Raw genomic sequence first — 18,570 nt, 5'->3', positions numbered from 1 at the left:
GGGGCTGGAGAGGCGATCGGTCTGGGATATGGTAATGGTTGCTGAATCGGGGCTGGAGAGGCGATCGGTCTGGGATATGGTAATGGTTGCTGAATCGGGCTCGAAGAGGCGATCGGTCTGGGATATGGTAATGGTTGCTGAATCGGGGCTGGAGAGGCGATCGGTCTGGGATATGGTAATGGTTCCCGAATCGAGGCCGGAGAAATTGGTGGTTTCTCAATGGGTTGTGAATTAGATTCGGGAGAAATTGGTGGTGCGGCTATTTGCCGTGGCTGAACAATAGCAATAGGCTCTTGAGAAACTATGGATTCGGGTGGTGTCGATCGCTCCTGAACAACAGGAGCGCGATCGACTATTGATGTTGGTATTTGATCCTGTACACTTTTAGGATCGGTGATTGATTGGGGTTGGGGCTGCTGTTGAGTTACAGGATTTTGAGCAACTATTGATTGAGGTTGGGGCTGGGTTTCAATTAGAGGTTGTTGAACAGTGATTGATTGAGGTTGGGGATGCTGTGGAGTTACAGGCTTTTTAGCAACTATGGATGTTTTTTTTGTCTGCTTGTCAATTGGTTTTGGAGCAATTGCTAATTGAGATGATGGAGGTATAATTTTAATATTTTTGGCATTTCTTTTAATTTTGAAAACTTGAGTAATTCTCTGATTATTTTTAGGGTAAAATCTGGATTTATTGCTTGAATAAACTTCAATCTTAGGTGAATTTACCCCCACAATTGATGGAGGTTTTGAATTAAATTTAATGGCAATCTTAGGCACTGGAACAATTGATGGAGGTTTTGACTGAACTTTAATTCCCGGTTTAGCCACAGCAACGCTTGATTGGGTTTGTGACTGGGCTTTCTTTCTAGTTTTAGCCACAGCAACAATTGATTGGGGTTGTGACTGGGGCTTCATTGTAGTTTTAGCCACAGCAACAATTGATTTGGGTTGGGATGGGGATTTAATTTCCGGTTTAACCACAACAGCAATTGATTTAGATTGAGACTTTGAAGCCACCACAGGCTTGAGCACAATTTGTGATTTATTTAAGGGTATTTTAACGGAATAATGCCTAGGTACTGGCTGTTTTACCTGCTTATTTTTTAATATTCTCACAGCAGTAAACGATGGGATTTTCTTTAAGGGTTTGGGAGTTTTTCTAATTTTTAAATTATTGCGTTTGGCTGGTGGAGTTCTGGTGATTTTGTCCTGATTTTTGGAAATATTTGCCGATTTTAAAGCAGTGGGTGTGGATTTGGTGATTTTTTTAGGTACATCATTAGCCACAAGTATGGACTTTTTTGCAACTATTTGTTTTGAAACTGGCGGCGAAGTTCGTACTTTATTTATATTGGCTGGCTTGGGTTCAGGAGATTTTTGAGATGGGGTAATTTCAATTAAATTGACAGCAGCCGATCGACTTTCTGGTACAATCTGAGAGCGAATTATGCTCAGGCGTAAGATCCAGAAAACCAGTCCATGTAAAAAAACAGACCCTAAAATCGCAACTATCCACAGCATTGGCGGATCGGATCGCTTTTGCTGATTAAAGGTTTTGGTAGAAGTTTGAGAATTCATGGGTAAGACGCAGGAATTTAAAGCTATTTGTTGGTGATCGGTTCCTTTTTGCCCCATACGTTTGAGTTGCAGTTAAATCCGGATCGGATTGGTGAAAATAGAATATCAAAAACCCCAACTTCTTCAATAAGTCGGGACTCTAAGGGAATTTTATGGTTGTTGGGAAAATTTAGGGGTGAAAATAATCGTAAATTTGTTGTGCTAGACGCGGGCCAATTCCAGGTACTTCCGTCAATTGTTCGGGTGTAGCTAAGCGCAGATAGTCGATCGACCGAAAATGCGCTAATAATTGTTTTTGTCGGTGGTGTCCCAAACCGGAAATTTCATCAAGTCGCGATCGCTTCATTCTCCCACTTCTTTGTTCTCTGTGAAAACTGACTGCAAATCTGTGGGCTTCATCCCGCACCCGACGTAATAATTGTACCCCAGGCTGTTCGGCATCAGTGGGCAGGGGCAAAGATTCCCCAGGCAGAAATATCTCTTCTCGCTGCTTTGCTAAACTCACAACACGCAACTCTTCTAGCAAATTCATCTCTCGCAAAACTGCTACTACTGCTGAAAGTTGACCTTTCCCTCCGTCTATCATTATTAAGTCTGGTTTGTCAACAATCTCATTATCAAGTGTAGATAAACTGCTTATTTCTTCCTTCTTCCATCCTCCCTTGGGCGAGGTAGAGGTGGGTTCTTCTTCCATCCTTCCCTTGGGAGGGGATTGCTTCTTCCCTCGAAAGCGGCGACCAAGAACTTCTGCTAAACTAGCAAAATCGTCCGAATGACCTGATTTTATTTCAGGATTCTTAATTTTGTAGTGGCGGTAGTGTTGATTGGCTGGTAAACCGTCAATAAATACGACGCGGGAAGCTACCGCATCAGAACCTTGAATGTGAGAAATATCATAACCTTCAATGCGGTGGGGAATTTCGGGCAAATCGAGAATTTCTGCTAAATCTTGCATGGCTTGAGAATTGCGATCGCTCAATCTTTGCATTCTTGCCAATTCATACTCAGCATTGCGTTCTACCATCTCAATTAACTCTGCCTTGGTTTGCCGCTGGGGTGTCAAAATCGTCACTTTTCGCCCCTTGCGGTTGCTCAACCAATCTGCTAGAATTTCCCCTTCTGGTAAGTCATATTGCACTGAAATTTCGCTGGGAATTTCTACAGATTCAACATTTTGATAATGTTCCTCCAATACCCGCTGCAAAATCGCTCCAGCTTCTACCCCGCCTGGTTCTCCCTGTTGGTAAGGGGGGGAGGAAAGAGAAGATTGAAACAACTCTTGCCCTTCCTTTGCAAGGGCGGGTTGGGGCGGAATCTCTGCCATAAATCCCAATCTTCCGACTAATTGACCGGCACGAATTTGGAATAGTTGAATGCAAGCGTGCTGGGTGTCCGCAGCCAGGGCGATCGCATCTCTGGAAACAGTATCATCAGGTAAAGATACTTTTTGACCTGCACTCAAAGACTGCAAACCTTTAATTTGGTCTCGAATTCGCGCCGCCATTTCAAAGTTTAAATCTGTGGCTGCTTGTTCCATTTGCGGTTCCAGGATATCCACTAATTCCTGAGTCCTTCCCTGAAAAATCATCGCTACTTTTTGGATGATTTTGCGATAATCTTCGGCAGACACTAACCCTTGACACACGCCTACGCAACGGCCGATATCGTAGTTTAAACAAGGACGGTCTTTAAAGAGGGGTTGAGGGCGCTGTCGCAGGGGGAAAATCCGCTTGATTAAATGCAGCGTACTCCGTAGCGCGCCTGTATCGACGTAGGGGCCGTAGTAGCGGTCTTTGGCATTACCTGCGCGGCGTTTGCGGGTGATGAAAATGCGCGGGTATTCTTCCGACCAAGTTATGCACAAATAGGGATATTTTTTATCATCTTTGAGGAGGACATTAAAGTAAGGTTGGTGCTGCTTGACAAGGTTTGCTTCTAATGCTAAAGCTTCGGCTTCTGTATCGGTGGCGATGAATTCTATTTCGCGGACTTGTTGCACCATCATGGCGATGCGGGGACTGAGATTTTGGCTTTCGCGAAAATAGGAACGGACGCGGTTTCTGAGTTTTTTTGATTTGCCGATGTAAAGGATGCGATCGCTCTCATCTCGCATTAAATATACACCAGGTACGGCAGGAATTTCTTTGAGGCGGCTTTCCAAGCGTTCTGCATCTTTAACTAGCGGCAGAGTTTTTGAAATCATTAGTTATTAGTTATTGGTTATTGGTTATCTTAATAGGAATTTAACTTTGAGGTAGGGGTTTCAACCCATGACGGAATATTGTTTGTATGTTAATTTGACATCAATGTCCTATTCCTAATGCCCGATGCCCAATTCCCAATTTATAATATCTGAGATAAAAACTTCCGGGTACGTTCTTCTTTGGGATTCTGAAAAAACTCTTCTGGGTCTGCTTCTTCGACTAAAACTCCGCCATCCATTAACACAATGCGATCGGCAACTTCACGGGCAAACCCGACTTCGTGAGTCACCACTACCATTGTAATTCCTGTTTTAGCTAAATTTCGCATCACATCTAAAACTTCCCGCACCATTTCTGGATCTAATGCTGATGTCGGTTCGTCAAACAGCATGATTTTAGGCTGCATCGCCAAAGAACGGGCAATCGCTACCCGCTGCTGTTGTCCCCCAGAAAGTTGTCCCGGATATTTTTGTGCTTGCGACAAAATCCCGACTCTTTCTAACAGTTGCATGGCTATTTCTTCAGCTTTTTTCTTCGGCCAGCGGCGCACCCAGACGGGGGCTAGCATGACGTTTTGCAATACTGATAGATGGGGAAACAGGTTGAATTGCTGAAATACCATTCCTACTTCCCGGCGAATTGTTTCGATGTTGCGTAAATCGTGGGAAAGTTCGATACCGTCGATCGTAATTTTACCTTGTTGGTATTCTTCTAAGGCGTTAAAGGTGCGAATAAATGTGGATTTTCCCGAACCGGATGGACCCATGACGACGACGACTTCGCCTCGGTTGACGTTCATGCTGACACCGCGCAGTACGTGAAATTGTCCGTACCATTTGTGGACGCTTTCTGCAATGATTACTGGTTCTGGGCTTGTTTGCTGAGTTTCCATAATTTTTTTATTTTTTAACCGCTGATGCTAGCTGATACACGCGGATGAACGCAGATAAATATTTACCGCTGACCTACTCCCAAACTTCGCTCTATTTTGCGGCTGGCTAGAGACATTGAGTAACAAAATACCCAATAGATAATGCCTATGAATATGTAAACTTCGGCGTACCTGCCAATATAGGATGGATTTGCTAAAACTGCGCGGGATATACCGATTAATTCTAACATTCCGAATAGGGAAAGTAGGGAGGTGTCCATGAATAATCCGATGAATTGTCCGCCGATCGCCGGAATGACGGTTCGCAATGCTTGAGGGAGTACAATTAAGAGTGTGAGTAAAGGTGTATTGAGCCCGATCGCCCTTGCTGCTTCTATTTGTCCTCTGGGTACTGCCTGCAAACCGCCACGGACGTTTTCAGCTAAGTATGCTGCACTAAATAATGTTAATCCAGCAATGGCTCTAATGACTCTATCTAATTTGGGATATTCTGGCGGCAAGAATAGTTGCAGCATGACTTGACCTAAAAACAAAATGCCAATTAACGGCAAACCCCGAATAATTTCAATGTATAATGTGGATAAAAGTTTTACAACTGGTAAAGAGCTTTGTCTGCCTAGGGCTAGCAATACTCCCAAAGGAAAAGAAAGCACTATACTAATTACTGCTAAAAACAGCGTCAATACTAAACCGCCCCAATCATTTGTCGAGACTTCTGTCAAGCCTAAACCGCCTTTAATTAACCACAAAATTACTGGGAATGAAACAGCCCAAGCTGCGGGAATCCAGTTAACCCCCCCCAACCCCCCCTTGCTAAGGGGGGGCGAGGGCAGGGCTGTTTCATTCTTTGTAGGGGCAATCCCCCCGTGGTTGCCCCAATGCCTGAAATGACGGAAAATGGTCGGTGGGGGCGAGGGGGGGTTGGGGTTCATTTGTCTACCCACAAAATAGCTGGCAGCGGCTATGATAATATCTCCTAGCAAGTAGAGGCGGGAGGTAAGGTCGATCGGCGAAATTACCGCACCGACAACCCCAGCACCGAGTAAAATCAATAATGGCGGATTCCACAGCCTTTCTTGGCGCTGAATGTTTCCCCAAGTTAAGCCTGCTAGCAAGGTAATTATTCCGGTTACTATCCACAGCCGCCAATAGGATTCGCTGGGAAATCTGCCCACAAAAAATAGAGGCAAATTAGCTTCTAATACCCGCCATTGAGCTTTTGTAGTTGCCCAAACGATAATTCCGGTAATGACTTGGAAACTAACAATTAGACAAATCACTGTCAAAATGCTGTTGTACCAGGTACTAAATAAATTTTTACGAGCCCAATTCCAAGGGGTGGGCGATTCAGTGGCTGGGGGCGGAAGTATAGGTATTGTTTCCATAGGTTGTTAGTTGTTATTTAGTTAACTTCTAATTGCACTTGCTAAAATTCCTAATATTTTTTTTATGTCGTTCAAAAAATATTCTTTCAAGTCAATTTCAATCACTTGTTCTTTTAGTTTTAAAAATCTCCAGTTAGTGCCGCTAGTAACAGCACCATAAATTGTCGAAATCTGGTTGCCTTCACGTTCGTTAAATATTCTAGCTGCCAACATTTCTGCTACGCACTGTCCCAAACCGCCATTAATATTTTCTTTTTTAGCTTCCACAATAATAATTACTGGTGCGGTAAGAATTAATAATTCGGGAGAACGACTAATTAGAAAATCGCAATTTCCATTTAATCCTTGTTCGGCATCAATTGTAAAGTCAATTCCCGAAAAAAAGCTAATCTCAGAATTAAATTGTTTTCTCAACTCGATCAAAATCGGTGCAATTATCATTTCCGAGCGAGCTTTTTCTGTGTTACTGCTAATAGCTAACGGCACGGTATATAGAAGTGTTTCTTCTAAAAAGCTACTACTTTCTAACTCGGCTATATCAGAAAACATATTAATTTTATCTAAAACTTTAAAATCAAAAGTTTTAGATACTTTTGCTAAACTAAAATCACTGTATGCCATTCGGTTTCTCCTTGTACGAGCGATTAAAAAGCTCAACCCTTATTAAACTTTATCTTTCCTTTAGTTGTACAGTTTGATTGTACCAATTCATGAACAGAGAAATGATTAAGCTAATAGTGAGATATGTTACCATGATAATTAACATGGCTTCGATCGCCCTTCCGGTTTGATTCAGGGTTGGGGAAGCCACCACAAAGTAAACGTCGGGATAGGCGATCGCCACTGCTAAACTAGAATTCTTAGCTAAATTCAAATACTGGCTGGTTAACGGCGGAATAATTACCCGCAAAGCTTGAGGCAAAATTATCAACCGCATCATGGTTCCAGATTTCAATCCCAAAGACTTCGCTGCTTCCATCTGCCCTCTTGGGACTGATTGAATTCCGGCGCGGACAATTTCGGCAATGTAACTGCCAGTATACAAGCTGAGTCCTGTCACTAGGGCTGCAAATTCTGGAGTTAATTTCAATCCTCCTTCCAGTTGCAATTCTGGCGTGAGGCGGGGAACATCTAAGCGAAAAGGCAGATTTTTGGTAATAATCAAAGCTGAGATTGCACTCAAAGCGATCGCACCTAATGCCCAAAGCAACTGTCTTCCTGGCTGCGCTTGTTCTATCATAACGCGGGCGCGCCACTGCCACAGAAGAGCCGCCCCCAAAACTCCGATAGTTAGCAAAATCAACCAAATTTCAAAACCAGGCAAAGTCGCCAGCCAAGGCAGTGCAATACCGCGATTTGTCAAGTATACCGGGCCACTCATCTGCTGATTTTCTTCCAGCTTTGGTAGCGAAATGAACACTGCAAAATACCAAAAAAACAATTGCAGCAACAACGGTGTATTGCGGATAATTTCTACATATAATCCTGCTAAACTTCGCAGCAACCAGTTTTCAGAAAGCCGCGAGATTCCTACAGTCAAACCTGCAATGGTTGCTAGAACTATACCAATTACCATCACTCGCAATGAGTTAACTAAGCCGACCAAATAAGCTTGTTTATAATTATTTTCTGGATTGTAGGCAATTACTTTTTCACCAATATCAAAGGATGCTTGGGAATTGAGAAAGTCAAATCCGAAAGCGATGCCTAGTTGTGAGTAATTGGCGCTGAGATTGTCCCATAAAATTGCGCCTAAAATTATTACTAAAATTAGGGCGATCGCCTGTCCAGCAATTTTCCAAAACCGATCGTCTCTGAGCAGTTTAATCATATTAGTTATTTGTTGTTTGTTGTTTGTTATTTGTTGTTTTTTATGGGTTATATTGTTGACCGTTGCATCGGAATGATTTAACCGCAGAGAACACAGAGGACACAGAGGAAGAGAATAGAGAGATGAATTATTCAGATGAAGACAGGATTTGATATTAGGGGTTATTTGTTATTGGCTGCGTCGCTCACGCAGTCTAAGGGTTATTGATTATTCGTTGTTAGTTGTTAGTGATTTTACCAATAACTAATCACTAATTACTGCTGACTAATAACCAATAACAACTAACCAATAACCCTTCGACTACGCTCAGGGCACCGCAAATAACCAATAACCAATAACTGACAAAAATTAACGGAACGGTGGCGAGTACATCAAACCTCCATCTTTCCAGAGTTTGTTTTGACCCCGGTCTAGTTTGAGTGTACTTTTGGGCCCGATATTGCGATCGTACATTTCGCCATAATTTCCGACTTTTTTCACAATGCGAGCGGCGTAGTCGTTCGGGAGTCCTAAACCTTTACCCAAATCTCCTTCTTTTCCTAGCAAACGTTTGACGTTGGGGTCTGTACTGCTGGCTACAATTTGGTCTACATTTGTGGAATTAATTCCCAAATCTTCCGCTTCTATCGCTGCAAAAATGATCCACCTTACCGCATCTGACCATTTAGGATCGCCGCTTTTTACGGCTGGGGCTAAAGGTTCTTTTGACATCACTTCTGGCAAAATCACGTTGTTTTCGGAATTGGGTAGAGTGGTGCGTTTGGATACAAGTTGCGATCGATCGGCTGTGACTCCCTGACAGCGGCCTTCTTGATAGGTAGCAAAGGTAGCATTCACATCTTCAAAAACGACTGGAGTGTATTTAACTCCCAATTTTCGCATTTGGTCGGATAAGTTTTGTTCGGTACTTGTACCTGTTTGGACGCAGATGGATTTACCTGCAAAATCTTTTAAACTCTTAATACCGCTGTCTTTTTTGACCATGATGCTTTGAGAGTCATAAAAGATGACAGGGGCAAATTCGAGCCCGGTGGTGCTGTCGCGACTGACTGTGTAGGTAGTGTTGCGACTGAGAATGTCTATTTCCCCCGCTTGCAAAACTGTAAATCTTTCTTTGGCGTTGAGATTGCGGTATTCTACTTTCTCAGGATCGTCAAATATTGCGGCCGCGATCGCCCTGCATACATCTACATCTAATCCTGAATATTTACCCTTTTCATCTACAAAGCTAAAACCCGGTAGTTGGCCACTGACTCCACAAATTAGTTTTCCACGACTCAGAATCGTATCTATCCGACTTGGCCCTTGTTGCGATTTGCCTTCGGTAGCAGTTGTTTGTGCTGCTTGTCCGGTTTGTGGTGTTTGTCCTGTTTGTAGCGATCGATCCCTACAAGCTGTCAATGGTAACACCATTAACATAGTTGCCCACAACAGAAATTTCCATTTACGCATAGGTTTTAGTAGAACGCTTTCCTGACAATCCTACCTTGTCGCTGACGATAACTGTTGTCGATCGCACCTGAGACTAAATTTGCCTTCATAACCTCTATTTATCGAGGTGGAGACGGCGATTAGCGATCGACCAAAAAGGGGGTGCATCACCGGGATTTGCTATCACTGAAAATTCTCCCTTCAGAATCGGCTGTTTGCGCCCGGAATTGCACAGCGCTAGCCCAGGGACAACCCGCTGGTGATTTTTTTGGCTTGAGGAGCGATCGCCCCCTTTCCCGGTAATATTTATACGATCCCGATTCAAGAGAATCACAATAGCTCAGGGGCTAGTCGCTGCTCTGCTAAATCGCGGATGAGAGAAAGCCGAGACTGGATGTACTCATCTAACACATCTGCTTCTTTACCATTAAGCGCAGAGTTCATCTTCAACTGTTTGAGTAACCACTGTACCAAGGTGGCATCATCCAAAGTTACCAACAGAGTGGCTTGGCTGGTTTCAATTACTGACCAGAGTTGACGTAACATGACTGGAGTCATAAAATCTCCTTGAGGGTGAATACCCCTTAGATGGGCGGGCATAACGAGAAGTTGGTCTTCGTGTTTGGAGCCGATAGACGAAAAGCACCTTAAGAGCGATCGACTTAATGATTATTTTATATTTCACCACAATAACTCAAAAGAGTAGTGTCCAGGGCTACAACATACAAGACGTTATAAGACTGTCAAATCTCTTGACATATAAATAAAAATATTGATTAAACTTTAAAAAAATTTACATAAACTCCCGCGTGAGGCAGGGCTGTTTCATTCTCTTGTAGTGGCAGCTCATAGTGGCTGACCCGATAGATGCTAAGATTTAAGATCTAAAATCCATTGACAGCACTGAGCTTTTGAAAACCAGCCAGAATCACCTCTAATTCAGCAATCAGGGAAGCAGCGCCTTCGACATCCTCTGGCTGTGATTCGGCGCGATGTTGAAGTTGGGCAGCAATCTCAGGCATTAACCGCACCGCAGCCGTAGCGCTGACACCCTTAATTTGGTGAGCATAGCGCCCTAGGGCTTCGGCATTTCCCGCGGCGAGGGCTTGTTTAGCAGATTCTAAATAATTGCTAGTATCAACCACAAAAGCTTCTAATATCTCCCGTTCAAACTCTAAATCAGCCCCAGTAATTTCGTGCAAATGTTCGACATCTACTAAAGATTCTAGATCGAGTTTGATATCTGTTTTTAGCTCCTCAGCATAAGTCGGTGAATTGTCAATATTAGATATTTGATACTTAATTCTTAACTGAGCAGACCATTTTTCTAGTACAGCTTTTAACTTTTCCATCGAAATTGGCTTGCTGATATAATCATCCATGCCAGCGGCCAGACACTTTTCTCGATCGCCCTTCAAAGCATTGGCAGTCATCGCAATCACCACTGTCTGTTGGTGTGGCTGCATCTCACCAGAGCCAATGGCTGCGGCTTCCAGGCCACGCAATCGAGCCGTAGCTTCATAACCGTCTAAAACTGGCATTTGGCAATCCATTAACACAATATCATACTTCTGGAGCGCCACCATAGATAAAGCCTCTTCGCCGTTATTAGCCACATCCGCAGCACCTCCCAAAACTCTCAGTTGATTCAGACAAACTTTTTGATTAATAGGAGTATCTTCCACCAACAAAATCTTCAAGTTAGCTAACTCCTGTTGGTTAGCAACTAATTCTCCATCGACAGTACCTGTGACAGTCGAATTGGCCTCCTCTTCCTTCACTACCGCATCAGGAGCGATCGCCTTTACCAAACATTCCAACACCCGATGAGTTTTGACAGGTTTAATTAAGTAACCACTAAAACCGGTATTCAATAAGCGTTTTGCCTCTTCTATCTGAACCACAGAAGTCAAAACTACCCACTTAGTTTGCTGCATTGCTGACTCAGAAATAATTAAGCGTTCCAGGCTTCCTGTGAGCATTTCCGGCAACTGAATATCAACCAAAGCAATATCAATGGGGATATTTTGGCTGATAGCTTTGTACAAAGAGGCGATCGCCATCCAGCCACTATCAGCTTCCTGAACTTCCATTCCCCAAACAACAGTCATTCTCCGCAGCATTTCTCGCACAGGCGACTTATCGCTAGCCACCAAGATTTTTTTACCCGCCAGCATTTTTTGCAAATTCACTTCCGAAGCCGTCGCGGTATTAGTTACCATCTCCTTAATAGCCGGCAAACTAAACCAAAAAGTCGAACCAGCACCGGGGGTACTTTCCACACCAATTTCACCGCCACTCAACTCAACCAACTGCTTGGAAATTGCCAGTCCCAAACCAGTACCTCCATATTTTCTAGTAGTAGAAGCATCAACTTGAGTAAACGATTGAAATAGCTTGTTTAGGTCTTCTGGATTAATTCCGATTCCACTATCTTTAACTTTAAATATCAAATATTGTTGTCTTTCTATCCCCAAGATTAACGGTTGTATTTCCTGGCTTTTTTGGGGAATCCTGGTCGTCAATAAACCTTTTTGACTGGAAAGAGAAACCTCAATCATGACTTCTCCTCCTTCGCTAAATTTAATAGCATTATTTACCAAATTAGTAAGAATTTGACGCAGACGTACCGCATCACCTTTAATTTGTAGCGGTACATCTCTGTCAATCAAAGCTACCAATTCTATACCTTTTTGTTGTGCAGGAGTTGCCAACAACTCCAAGACTTCCTCCAGACAGATACTGACATTAAATCCTAGAGTTTCCAATCGCATTTCTCCTGCTTCTAGTTTCGAGAGGTCAAGAATATCATTAATGATTGAGAGCAGATTTTGACCACTAACTTTCAATGTCTGCATAAAGTCAAGTTGTTCGGGAGTCAGATTAGTTTTCAATAGGAGATCGGTCATTCCCATCACCCCATTCATGGGAGTCCGAATTTCGTGACTCATATTGGCTAAAAATAGCGACTTCATCCGAGACGCTTCCAGTGCAGCTTCCCGTGCTTGTTGGGCTTGTTCAAACAGAGTAGATTGCTGAATGGCGATCGCCAACTGTACGCTCAATCTACCCAACAAATCCACCTCAGAAGCAGTCCAAGCGCGACAATCGCTGCACTGGTGAGCAACCAGCAATCCCCACAATCGATTTTGACTCGTTTCTAAAATCCCTTCCTGCAAGCCAGTCTGGGGATTTTTAGAAAAGACTTGTGTGTTCAAGTCTTGCTTTTCATCAGCGATAAAAATCGGGACTACTAAATTAGCCCTTACTTGCAAAGTAGCCAGAAAAGCCCGATGAGTTTCACTCAATTGAGCAGTATAAATATCTTCAATAGCTTGAATTTTCCCCGCCATATACATCGCTTTGTAACTCTCACCAAAACAATTCTCTAGAAGCTTTATGCCCAGCATGGGCATCCAATCATTGCCGACGGATTCAACCACCACCACTCCGGTTTTATTTGATTCAAAACGGTAAATTACAGTGCGGTCAGTTGCTAGTAATTGTCGAATTTCTTGGACAGCAGTGTTAAGAGTTTGAGTGAGGTTAAGAGACTGGCGAACCCGCTGAGCCACCGCCGACACCAACCGTTCCTGTTCTGCTTGTTGCCGGAGCATTCTTTCGGCTTTTTTTCGTTCAGTGACATCGCGAATTACCGTAGCAAAACACAGTGGTTCTCTGTTCTTCGGGTGTTTCACCAGAAAAACGTTCATCAAAGCATCAAACCGTTTACCGCTGTGTAAATGTTGCAGTATACCTTCTCCTTGCCACTGTCCCTGAGTGCGAATTTTTGGCAAAATCTCTTGAATAAACTTCTGTTGAAAACCAGCACCGATATAATCCCAAATCTCTGTATAGAGAGCTTGAGAAATATTTTCCAAACCCACCAGTCGCCGTCCAGCTTCGTTGACAAACAATGTTTGCCCTTCCAGGGTAGCCATGGCGATAAAATCGCTGCTGTTTTCAATGAGCGAAACAAATTTTTGGCGTTCTTCTTCTGCTCTTTTCCGTTCAGTAATGTCGCGTTTGACACAAACATGACAAATGACATCGCCGCCATCATTAATCACAGAATATGCAGCTACATCGAGCGCTAAATTTCTCCCATTTTTAGTGAAATTGGTAGTTTCACCCCTAAAAGTTCCATTTTGACTTAAACTTTTGGCAATTTCCCCAAATCGCTCCCCGGTAATCTGTCGAGGCGTTTCTGTTTCTAATTCGTCATCGGTATATTCTAGGAGAGATTGGTGAGCGCAATTTTGTTCGATAAAAAACCCATCAGCATCAATAATCACGATCGCATCGTTGGAGTTTAAAAATATTTGTCGGTAAAGTTTGAGTCTTTCCTCATCCCGCTTGCGTTCAGTGATATCTCTGTTGACAGTCACGTAACAAACTACATTGTTACTCTCATTTACCACAGAAAAAGCCGAAAGTTCCACCTCCACAGTTCCCGCTTCCACAGTCTTACAACAGGTAATTTCACCTCGATAGCTTCCGGTGAAAGCTAAGCTTTCCAAAATCGATGCAAAGGTGTCTTCTCCTAAGTGGACTGCCGGCGTTTCTCGTCCCAATGCTGATTCGCTGTAGCCCAGCAAAACCTTGTGAGCTAGATTTCTTTCCCAATAATATCCTTGGGGGTCGATAATCGCGATCGCATCATTGGATTTTAAAAATATTTCTTGATATAGTTGCAGCTTCAATTCAGCTTGTTTTCGTCCGCTAACATCGAGAAACAAACCGTAATAAAGCATAGCCCCAGACTCTTGGACTTCAGGATGTGCATCCCCTCGAATCCATTTAAGTTTTCCAGAGGGGGTGACAATTCTGCCTTCCCAGCGCCAAGGCTGCAAATTTTCAGCAGCCAGGATCACTGAATTGACAAATTCATCTCGATCTTCAGGATGAATTAAGTCAACAATTATCTGAATATCTTGCTGAGCAGCAATAGGTTCAATTTCATACAAATCTCGGCAACCTGCACTCAAAAAAGAGAAAGCCAGGGAGCCATCGGGATGCAAATCAACTTGATACAACGTACCGGGTATATTAGCCGTAATTTTTTGTAATTGGGCTTGGCTTTCATGTCTAGCTCGATCTGCTGTGGAGGATTCTGTAATCTGGCGAGAAAAACCCAAAACTGCGAATACATTTCCCGCAGCATCATAGACAGGCAGTTTTTGGGTATCAAAGATGTGCTGTTTGCCGTTAGTAAAGGCGATGGGGGTGTCAGGATTGTGAATTGTTTCTCCGGCGAGTGCGGCTCGATCGTCTTCGCGCCAGCCTCTAATTCCGCCATCGCGATCGCCAAATACTACTGTTTCCGAAAATCCTAATTCGATATCATCTTTGCCAATAATTTCGGGAACGGTTTTCCCTAAGTATTCAGCAAAGCTTTGATTGACTAAAATGTATCTAAAATTTCGATCTTTGGCAAAAACTCTGTCCGGGGTAGCGTCAATCAAACTTCGCAGCAATAGTTGTTGATTTTGTGAGGACAAATCTAGCGGAAAATTCTTACTCGCTGATACCTCTAAATTTTGCTGTTTAGATAAATTTACCCATGCTTGGGAACAGATGTGAGCAGTCGTATGGAGCAAGCACAGGCGATCGAAATCAAAAACCTTCGCCCCCACTGCACCGATGAACAACACTCCCAAAAATTCTGTGCTTTCATCGAGCATCACCGGAGCCATCAACACAGATTGCAACTCAACAATTGGGGGGTGTTCCAGATTGTGCGCCCAATCCCGATTTCCTCCCAGCCATTGAGTGCGAGCCTCCCGCAAGCGAGACTCAATTTCCGATGTTGTTGCTTCAGTTAACGGCGCTGAGTTTTGACAGTAGATGCGATCGTCCGAATGGGTCAAAATAGCGATCGCTTCTGTGGGAATCAAGCGCCCTAGATATTCGATACCAGCAGACCAAATTTCCTCAGCACCGAAAGCTAATTGCACTTTAGCAGTCAGTTCCTTAAAAACTTGCACTTCCAAGGTACGCTGGCGGACTTTTGCTTTGAGGCTGGCGGCTAGGATTTGCATAGTGCTGATTACACTGATTTGCTGATGTTATGTTGATTGATTATCAAATTTTTTTCAACAAAAATGGTTAAATATATTTGACAACAATACAAATTTTTGATACTTATCCTGCATTCTACCTTTAAAAAAAACAGTATAGCAAACCCCAAGGCAGTTAGGAGGTTTTGCAGTGCTCAAAGCATTGATGTTCTGGCATTTTCCTTCTAACTTATTTTTATCCTCAGCCAGTTGACCCCTAGGGAAGAGGAAGGGAGCCTTCTTGCTTCTTGCTTCAACATATGCCGATCGTCCCACTCTAGCGGGAGCGAAGCAACAGCACAAAACACCTGCTTCACTCCGGTGGCTGGGCGTGAGGACGAAACTATCCCATTAAAATTACGGTATCTATGACATGGATCACACCGTTATCAGCTTCGATATCGGCAGCGACAACAGTAGCATTTTTTACCTCAAAACCGTCTGAGCAATCAATTTTAATCGGCGAACCTTCCAGGGAAGTGACAGAACCGAGTTTTGCCAAATCAGCCTTCATAAACTTGCCAGAGACAACGTGAAACATCAGAATCCGGCTCAGTTGGGGAACATTCTGTACTAAAGTGGTGATAGTTCCGGGCGGCAACTTGGCAAAGGCGTCGTCATTGGGTGCAAACACAGTGAAAGGGCCCGGACTTTTGAGGGCGTCTACCAAATTAGCCACTTGGACTGCTGTTACCAGGGTTTGGAACGAACCAGCACCTACAGCAATATCAACAATATCAGGCATTCAGTTTTACCTCATTTCATAAAATTTCTCCACTAAGTATCGTAAACTGATGTGGCAAACAATACCTACTTTATTTGTGAAAAAATTGCTAATTGGGAAATTAATAAATATTATCCCTTCTTGTGAGTAGCTGAAATTAAATTACCCAATTTCCCATTGCCAATGCCCCAAACTAATAAGGGGCGCAGTGCGCCCCCTACTAATTAACTAACTAAAGTGGTAAACAATTATTTGCCACCGATTTGCACTTTCACTACGCGGTTCTTTTCCGCTTCGGCTTTTGGCAAATTCAGGGTCAAAACCCCATTTTTATACTCAGCTTCTACGCTTTCATTTTGAATGCGGGTAGGTAGGGGAATTACCCGGCGGAAAGAGCCGTAACGGAATTCAGAGCGAGTCATGCCTTTTTCTGTTGTCTGAGTTTCCGATCGCCGTTCGCCGCTGATAGCAACCGCTTCTGCTGTGACTTGCACGTCCAAATCTTCAGCTTCCATACCCGGAATTTCTAACTTGAGATGGATGGCTTCGGGAGTGTCGTGAATTTCGGCAGGCGGGACAAAAGCCACACCGTTAGAAGAGCGATCGACTGCTGGTGTCAAACTATCAAACAACCGATTCATTTCTCGCTGTAAGGAGTCCATTTCCCGCAAAGGTTCCCAACGAATAAGTGTCATAGTTGATAACTCCAATCTCTTAAGTTTCTAGAGGTTGAGGAAAACTAGATTCAACCTGTATTTAATATATTCAACATCCCGAAACTAGGGGATGCGGTTTTCTGGAATTGGGGCGATCGCATTTCCGAACATGGGCGATCGAGCCAGCTTCAATCGATAGCTCTTGATTCGGGTCTTTTACTCGCTATCTTGGTAACTCACTGTCTTGTCCACCGGGAGTGTCCAAAAGAAGCGTAGGTATTAAACAAAGCACCCACTAAACCAAAAGTAGTGCCAATCACCAAAAACCCCTGGAGGGGACAACCACTGCCGAAAGTAGCCAAAAACTGTAAAATCAGGTCTTCCCCAGAACGACCAACCCCTTGGAGAGCAGGCACCAGACCAATCAGTAAAAAGCTAGTCAATCCCACGCCGATTAACAATAAAGGGGCGAAAAAGCTCAAAAGGCTCGTCAGCAGTACCGATCGAAGAAAATTAGGAAAAATGCTCATAGGAGTCACTAAATTCAGCTAAACTGCCGAAAGGTGTACAAGTCAACAAGACCTGCCTTGTTCCAAGATAGGTAGCGATCGCCATTCGCGGCTAATTCCGTCAAAAATCTTAAATGTTAGAGAAGAAACTTGTTTAAGATTTGTAGATAGATTTCATTTTTTCCAGTAGTTATACAGTCGCAATCCCCGTGAGCCCTACTACATCTTCGAGTCTCACTTTATGGAGTCGGCGGTTACTAGCAGCAATTTTATTGGGAGGCCAAGTAATGCTGCACTTACTCACCCGCAAAATTAACCGTCGCAACACCCTCGACCAAATGGCAGCAGTTGGCCCAGAATCCCTGTTGATTGCTTTGCTGACTGCGGGTTTTGTCGGCATGGTATTTACAGTCCAGGTAGCCAGAGAGTTTATCAACCTCGGTGCCGGTAATGTCGTCGGCGGAGTCTTGGCCCTGTCTTTGACTCGCGAACTAGGCCCGGTTTTAACCGCCGTGATTGTCACCGGACGAGTCGGTTCGGCTTTTGCGGCGGAAATCGGCACAATGCAGGTAACAGAGCAGATAGACGCCCTGCTGATGCTCAGAACAGACCCGATCGACTATCTCGTAATTCCCCGCGTCATCGCTTGCTGCTTGATGCTACCAATTTTAACCATCTTGTCCCTCGTCACTGGTATTGCTGGGGGACTGCTGATTGCGACGACGATGTACGGAGTCTCTCAAACCGTCTTTCTAGAATCAGTCCGCACTTTTCTGACACTGTGGGATATTTGCAGCGCCACAATTAAAGCTTTTGTCTTCGGTGCTTTGATTGCTGTGATCGGTACAAGCTGGGGTTTAACCACCACAGGAGGGGCCAAGGGTGTCGGCCAATCGACTACAACTGCCGTGGTGACAGCTTTGCTGGCTATTTTTATCTGTAATTTTTTGATGACTTGGGTGATGTTTCAGGGGACTGGTAGCAGCGTACTCAAAGGCCTGTGACCATTGGTGTCAATTTAAGATAGAAACCCATAATAAATGTAGCTTGCACTCAAGTTTCGATCCCCCTAAATCCCCCTTAAGAAGCGATGCTTTATAAACATCTTTCTTAACAATTGTGAAAACCTTATATAACAAGGTTTTCAAGGATTATCTCTCCACAAGCATGGACAATTTAACAATCGTGTTTATTGAGAACAGCTTGAGTTTGTTGAGAACGGGCGATCGAGGAATGGGGGTTTGATAGCCTCCCTTGCGATCGATTCCAAATGTTAAGAAAGATCCTTATAAGGGATAGCTT

General features: G+C 43.7%; 13 protein-coding genes and 1 pseudogene. 1 reads left to right on the top strand and 13 read right to left on the bottom strand.

Annotated features, from left to right (window positions below; translation table 11 throughout):
• From ACBR23_RS12435 to ACBR23_RS12375, 13 genes and pseudogenes are all read right to left on the bottom strand, one after another.
• Positions 1 to 1,634, bottom strand: a pseudogene (locus ACBR23_RS12435) (hypothetical protein); the annotation flags it as partial.
• Between the two features lie 112 nt (positions 1,635 to 1,746).
• Positions 1,747 to 3,780 carry an excinuclease ABC subunit UvrC gene (gene uvrC / locus ACBR23_RS12430; RefSeq protein ID WP_371115378.1) on the bottom strand — a complete coding sequence of 678 codons (2,034 nt, stop codon included), beginning with the start codon at positions 3,778 to 3,780 and terminating at the stop codon, positions 1,747 to 1,749.
• Between the two features lie 140 nt (positions 3,781 to 3,920).
• Complete coding sequence (locus ACBR23_RS12425) at positions 3,921 to 4,673, bottom strand: amino acid ABC transporter ATP-binding protein (protein ID WP_341739594.1); 753 nt, start codon at positions 4,671 to 4,673, stop codon at positions 3,921 to 3,923.
• A gap of 62 nt (positions 4,674 to 4,735) precedes the next feature.
• On the bottom strand, positions 4,736 to 6,058 hold the full coding sequence (locus tag ACBR23_RS12420; protein ID WP_341739593.1) for an amino acid ABC transporter permease: 1,323 nt from the start codon (positions 6,056 to 6,058) through the stop codon (positions 4,736 to 4,738).
• A gap of 21 nt (positions 6,059 to 6,079) precedes the next feature.
• Positions 6,080 to 6,679, bottom strand: coding sequence for a hypothetical protein (locus ACBR23_RS12415; protein ID WP_340523483.1), 600 nt, complete (start codon positions 6,677 to 6,679; stop codon positions 6,080 to 6,082).
• A 49-nt stretch (positions 6,680 to 6,728) separates the two neighbouring features.
• The gene (locus ACBR23_RS12410) at positions 6,729 to 7,889 is read right to left on the bottom strand and encodes an amino acid ABC transporter permease (protein WP_371115379.1); all 1,161 of its coding nucleotides are present in this window, start codon (positions 7,887 to 7,889) and stop codon (positions 6,729 to 6,731) included.
• Positions 7,890 to 8,237: 348 nt separating this feature from the next.
• Positions 8,238 to 9,341, bottom strand: a complete 1,104-nt coding sequence (locus tag ACBR23_RS12405) for an amino acid ABC transporter substrate-binding protein (RefSeq protein WP_341739591.1) — start codon at positions 9,339 to 9,341, stop codon at positions 8,238 to 8,240.
• 94 nt (positions 9,342 to 9,435) lie between these two features.
• Positions 9,436 to 9,645: a hypothetical protein gene (locus ACBR23_RS12400; RefSeq protein WP_371115381.1), complete on the bottom strand. Its 210-nt coding sequence runs from the start codon at positions 9,643 to 9,645 to the stop codon at positions 9,436 to 9,438.
• 5 nt (positions 9,646 to 9,650) lie between these two features.
• The gene (locus ACBR23_RS12395) at positions 9,651 to 9,878 is read right to left on the bottom strand and encodes a hypothetical protein (RefSeq protein ID WP_341739590.1); all 228 of its coding nucleotides are present in this window, start codon (positions 9,876 to 9,878) and stop codon (positions 9,651 to 9,653) included.
• Between the two features lie 326 nt (positions 9,879 to 10,204).
• Positions 10,205 to 15,361, bottom strand: coding sequence for a PAS domain S-box protein (locus ACBR23_RS12390; RefSeq protein ID WP_371119239.1), 5,157 nt, complete (start codon positions 15,359 to 15,361; stop codon positions 10,205 to 10,207).
• 361 nt (positions 15,362 to 15,722) lie between these two features.
• Positions 15,723 to 16,124: a fasciclin domain-containing protein gene (locus tag ACBR23_RS12385; RefSeq protein ID WP_340523495.1), complete on the bottom strand. Its 402-nt coding sequence runs from the start codon at positions 16,122 to 16,124 to the stop codon at positions 15,723 to 15,725.
• A 227-nt stretch (positions 16,125 to 16,351) separates the two neighbouring features.
• Positions 16,352 to 16,798 (bottom strand): Hsp20/alpha crystallin family protein, encoded by a 447-nt coding sequence (locus ACBR23_RS12380; RefSeq protein ID WP_341733854.1) that lies wholly within the window; start codon positions 16,796 to 16,798, stop codon positions 16,352 to 16,354.
• A gap of 197 nt (positions 16,799 to 16,995) precedes the next feature.
• On the bottom strand, positions 16,996 to 17,289 hold the full coding sequence (locus ACBR23_RS12375) for a hypothetical protein (RefSeq protein ID WP_341739718.1): 294 nt from the start codon (positions 17,287 to 17,289) through the stop codon (positions 16,996 to 16,998).
• Positions 17,290 to 17,477: 188 nt separating this feature from the next.
• On the opposite strand from ACBR23_RS12375, the gene ACBR23_RS12370 reads away from it, so the two are divergent.
• Entirely contained in the window at positions 17,478 to 18,272 is a 795-nt protein-coding gene (locus ACBR23_RS12370; RefSeq protein ID WP_340523501.1) for an MlaE family lipid ABC transporter permease subunit, read from the top strand.
• Positions 18,273 to 18,570: the final 298 nt, after the last annotated feature.

The organism is Microcoleus sp., assembly GCF_041354475.1.
Taxonomy (GTDB): Bacteria; Cyanobacteriota; Cyanobacteriia; order Cyanobacteriales; family Microcoleaceae; genus Microcoleus.
This window is presented reverse-complemented; position numbering and strand designations above follow the sequence as displayed.

What these genes read in the sequence shown, in the direction of transcription:
- uvrC (WP_371115378.1), bottom strand. Translation starts at nt 3,780, where the DNA reads ATGATTTCAAAAACTCTGCCGCTAGTTAAAGATGCAGAACGCTTGGAA.
- ACBR23_RS12425 (WP_341739594.1), bottom strand. Translation starts at nt 4,673, where the DNA reads ATGGAAACTCAGCAAACAAGCCCAGAACCAGTAATCATTGCAGAAAGC.
- ACBR23_RS12420 (WP_341739593.1), bottom strand. Translation starts at nt 6,058, where the DNA reads ATGGAAACAATACCTATACTTCCGCCCCCAGCCACTGAATCGCCCACC.
- ACBR23_RS12415 (WP_340523483.1), bottom strand. Translation starts at nt 6,679, where the DNA reads ATGGCATACAGTGATTTTAGTTTAGCAAAAGTATCTAAAACTTTTGAT.
- ACBR23_RS12410 (WP_371115379.1), bottom strand. Translation starts at nt 7,889, where the DNA reads ATGATTAAACTGCTCAGAGACGATCGGTTTTGGAAAATTGCTGGACAG.
- ACBR23_RS12405 (WP_341739591.1), bottom strand. Translation starts at nt 9,341, where the DNA reads ATGCGTAAATGGAAATTTCTGTTGTGGGCAACTATGTTAATGGTGTTA.
- ACBR23_RS12395 (WP_341739590.1), bottom strand. Translation starts at nt 9,878, where the DNA reads ATGACTCCAGTCATGTTACGTCAACTCTGGTCAGTAATTGAAACCAGC.
- ACBR23_RS12390 (WP_371119239.1), bottom strand. Translation starts at nt 15,361, where the DNA reads ATGCAAATCCTAGCCGCCAGCCTCAAAGCAAAAGTCCGCCAGCGTACC.
- ACBR23_RS12385 (WP_340523495.1), bottom strand. Translation starts at nt 16,124, where the DNA reads ATGCCTGATATTGTTGATATTGCTGTAGGTGCTGGTTCGTTCCAAACC.
- ACBR23_RS12380 (WP_341733854.1), bottom strand. Translation starts at nt 16,798, where the DNA reads ATGACACTTATTCGTTGGGAACCTTTGCGGGAAATGGACTCCTTACAG.
- ACBR23_RS12375 (WP_341739718.1), bottom strand. Translation starts at nt 17,289, where the DNA reads ATGAGCATTTTTCCTAATTTTCTTCGATCGGTACTGCTGACGAGCCTT.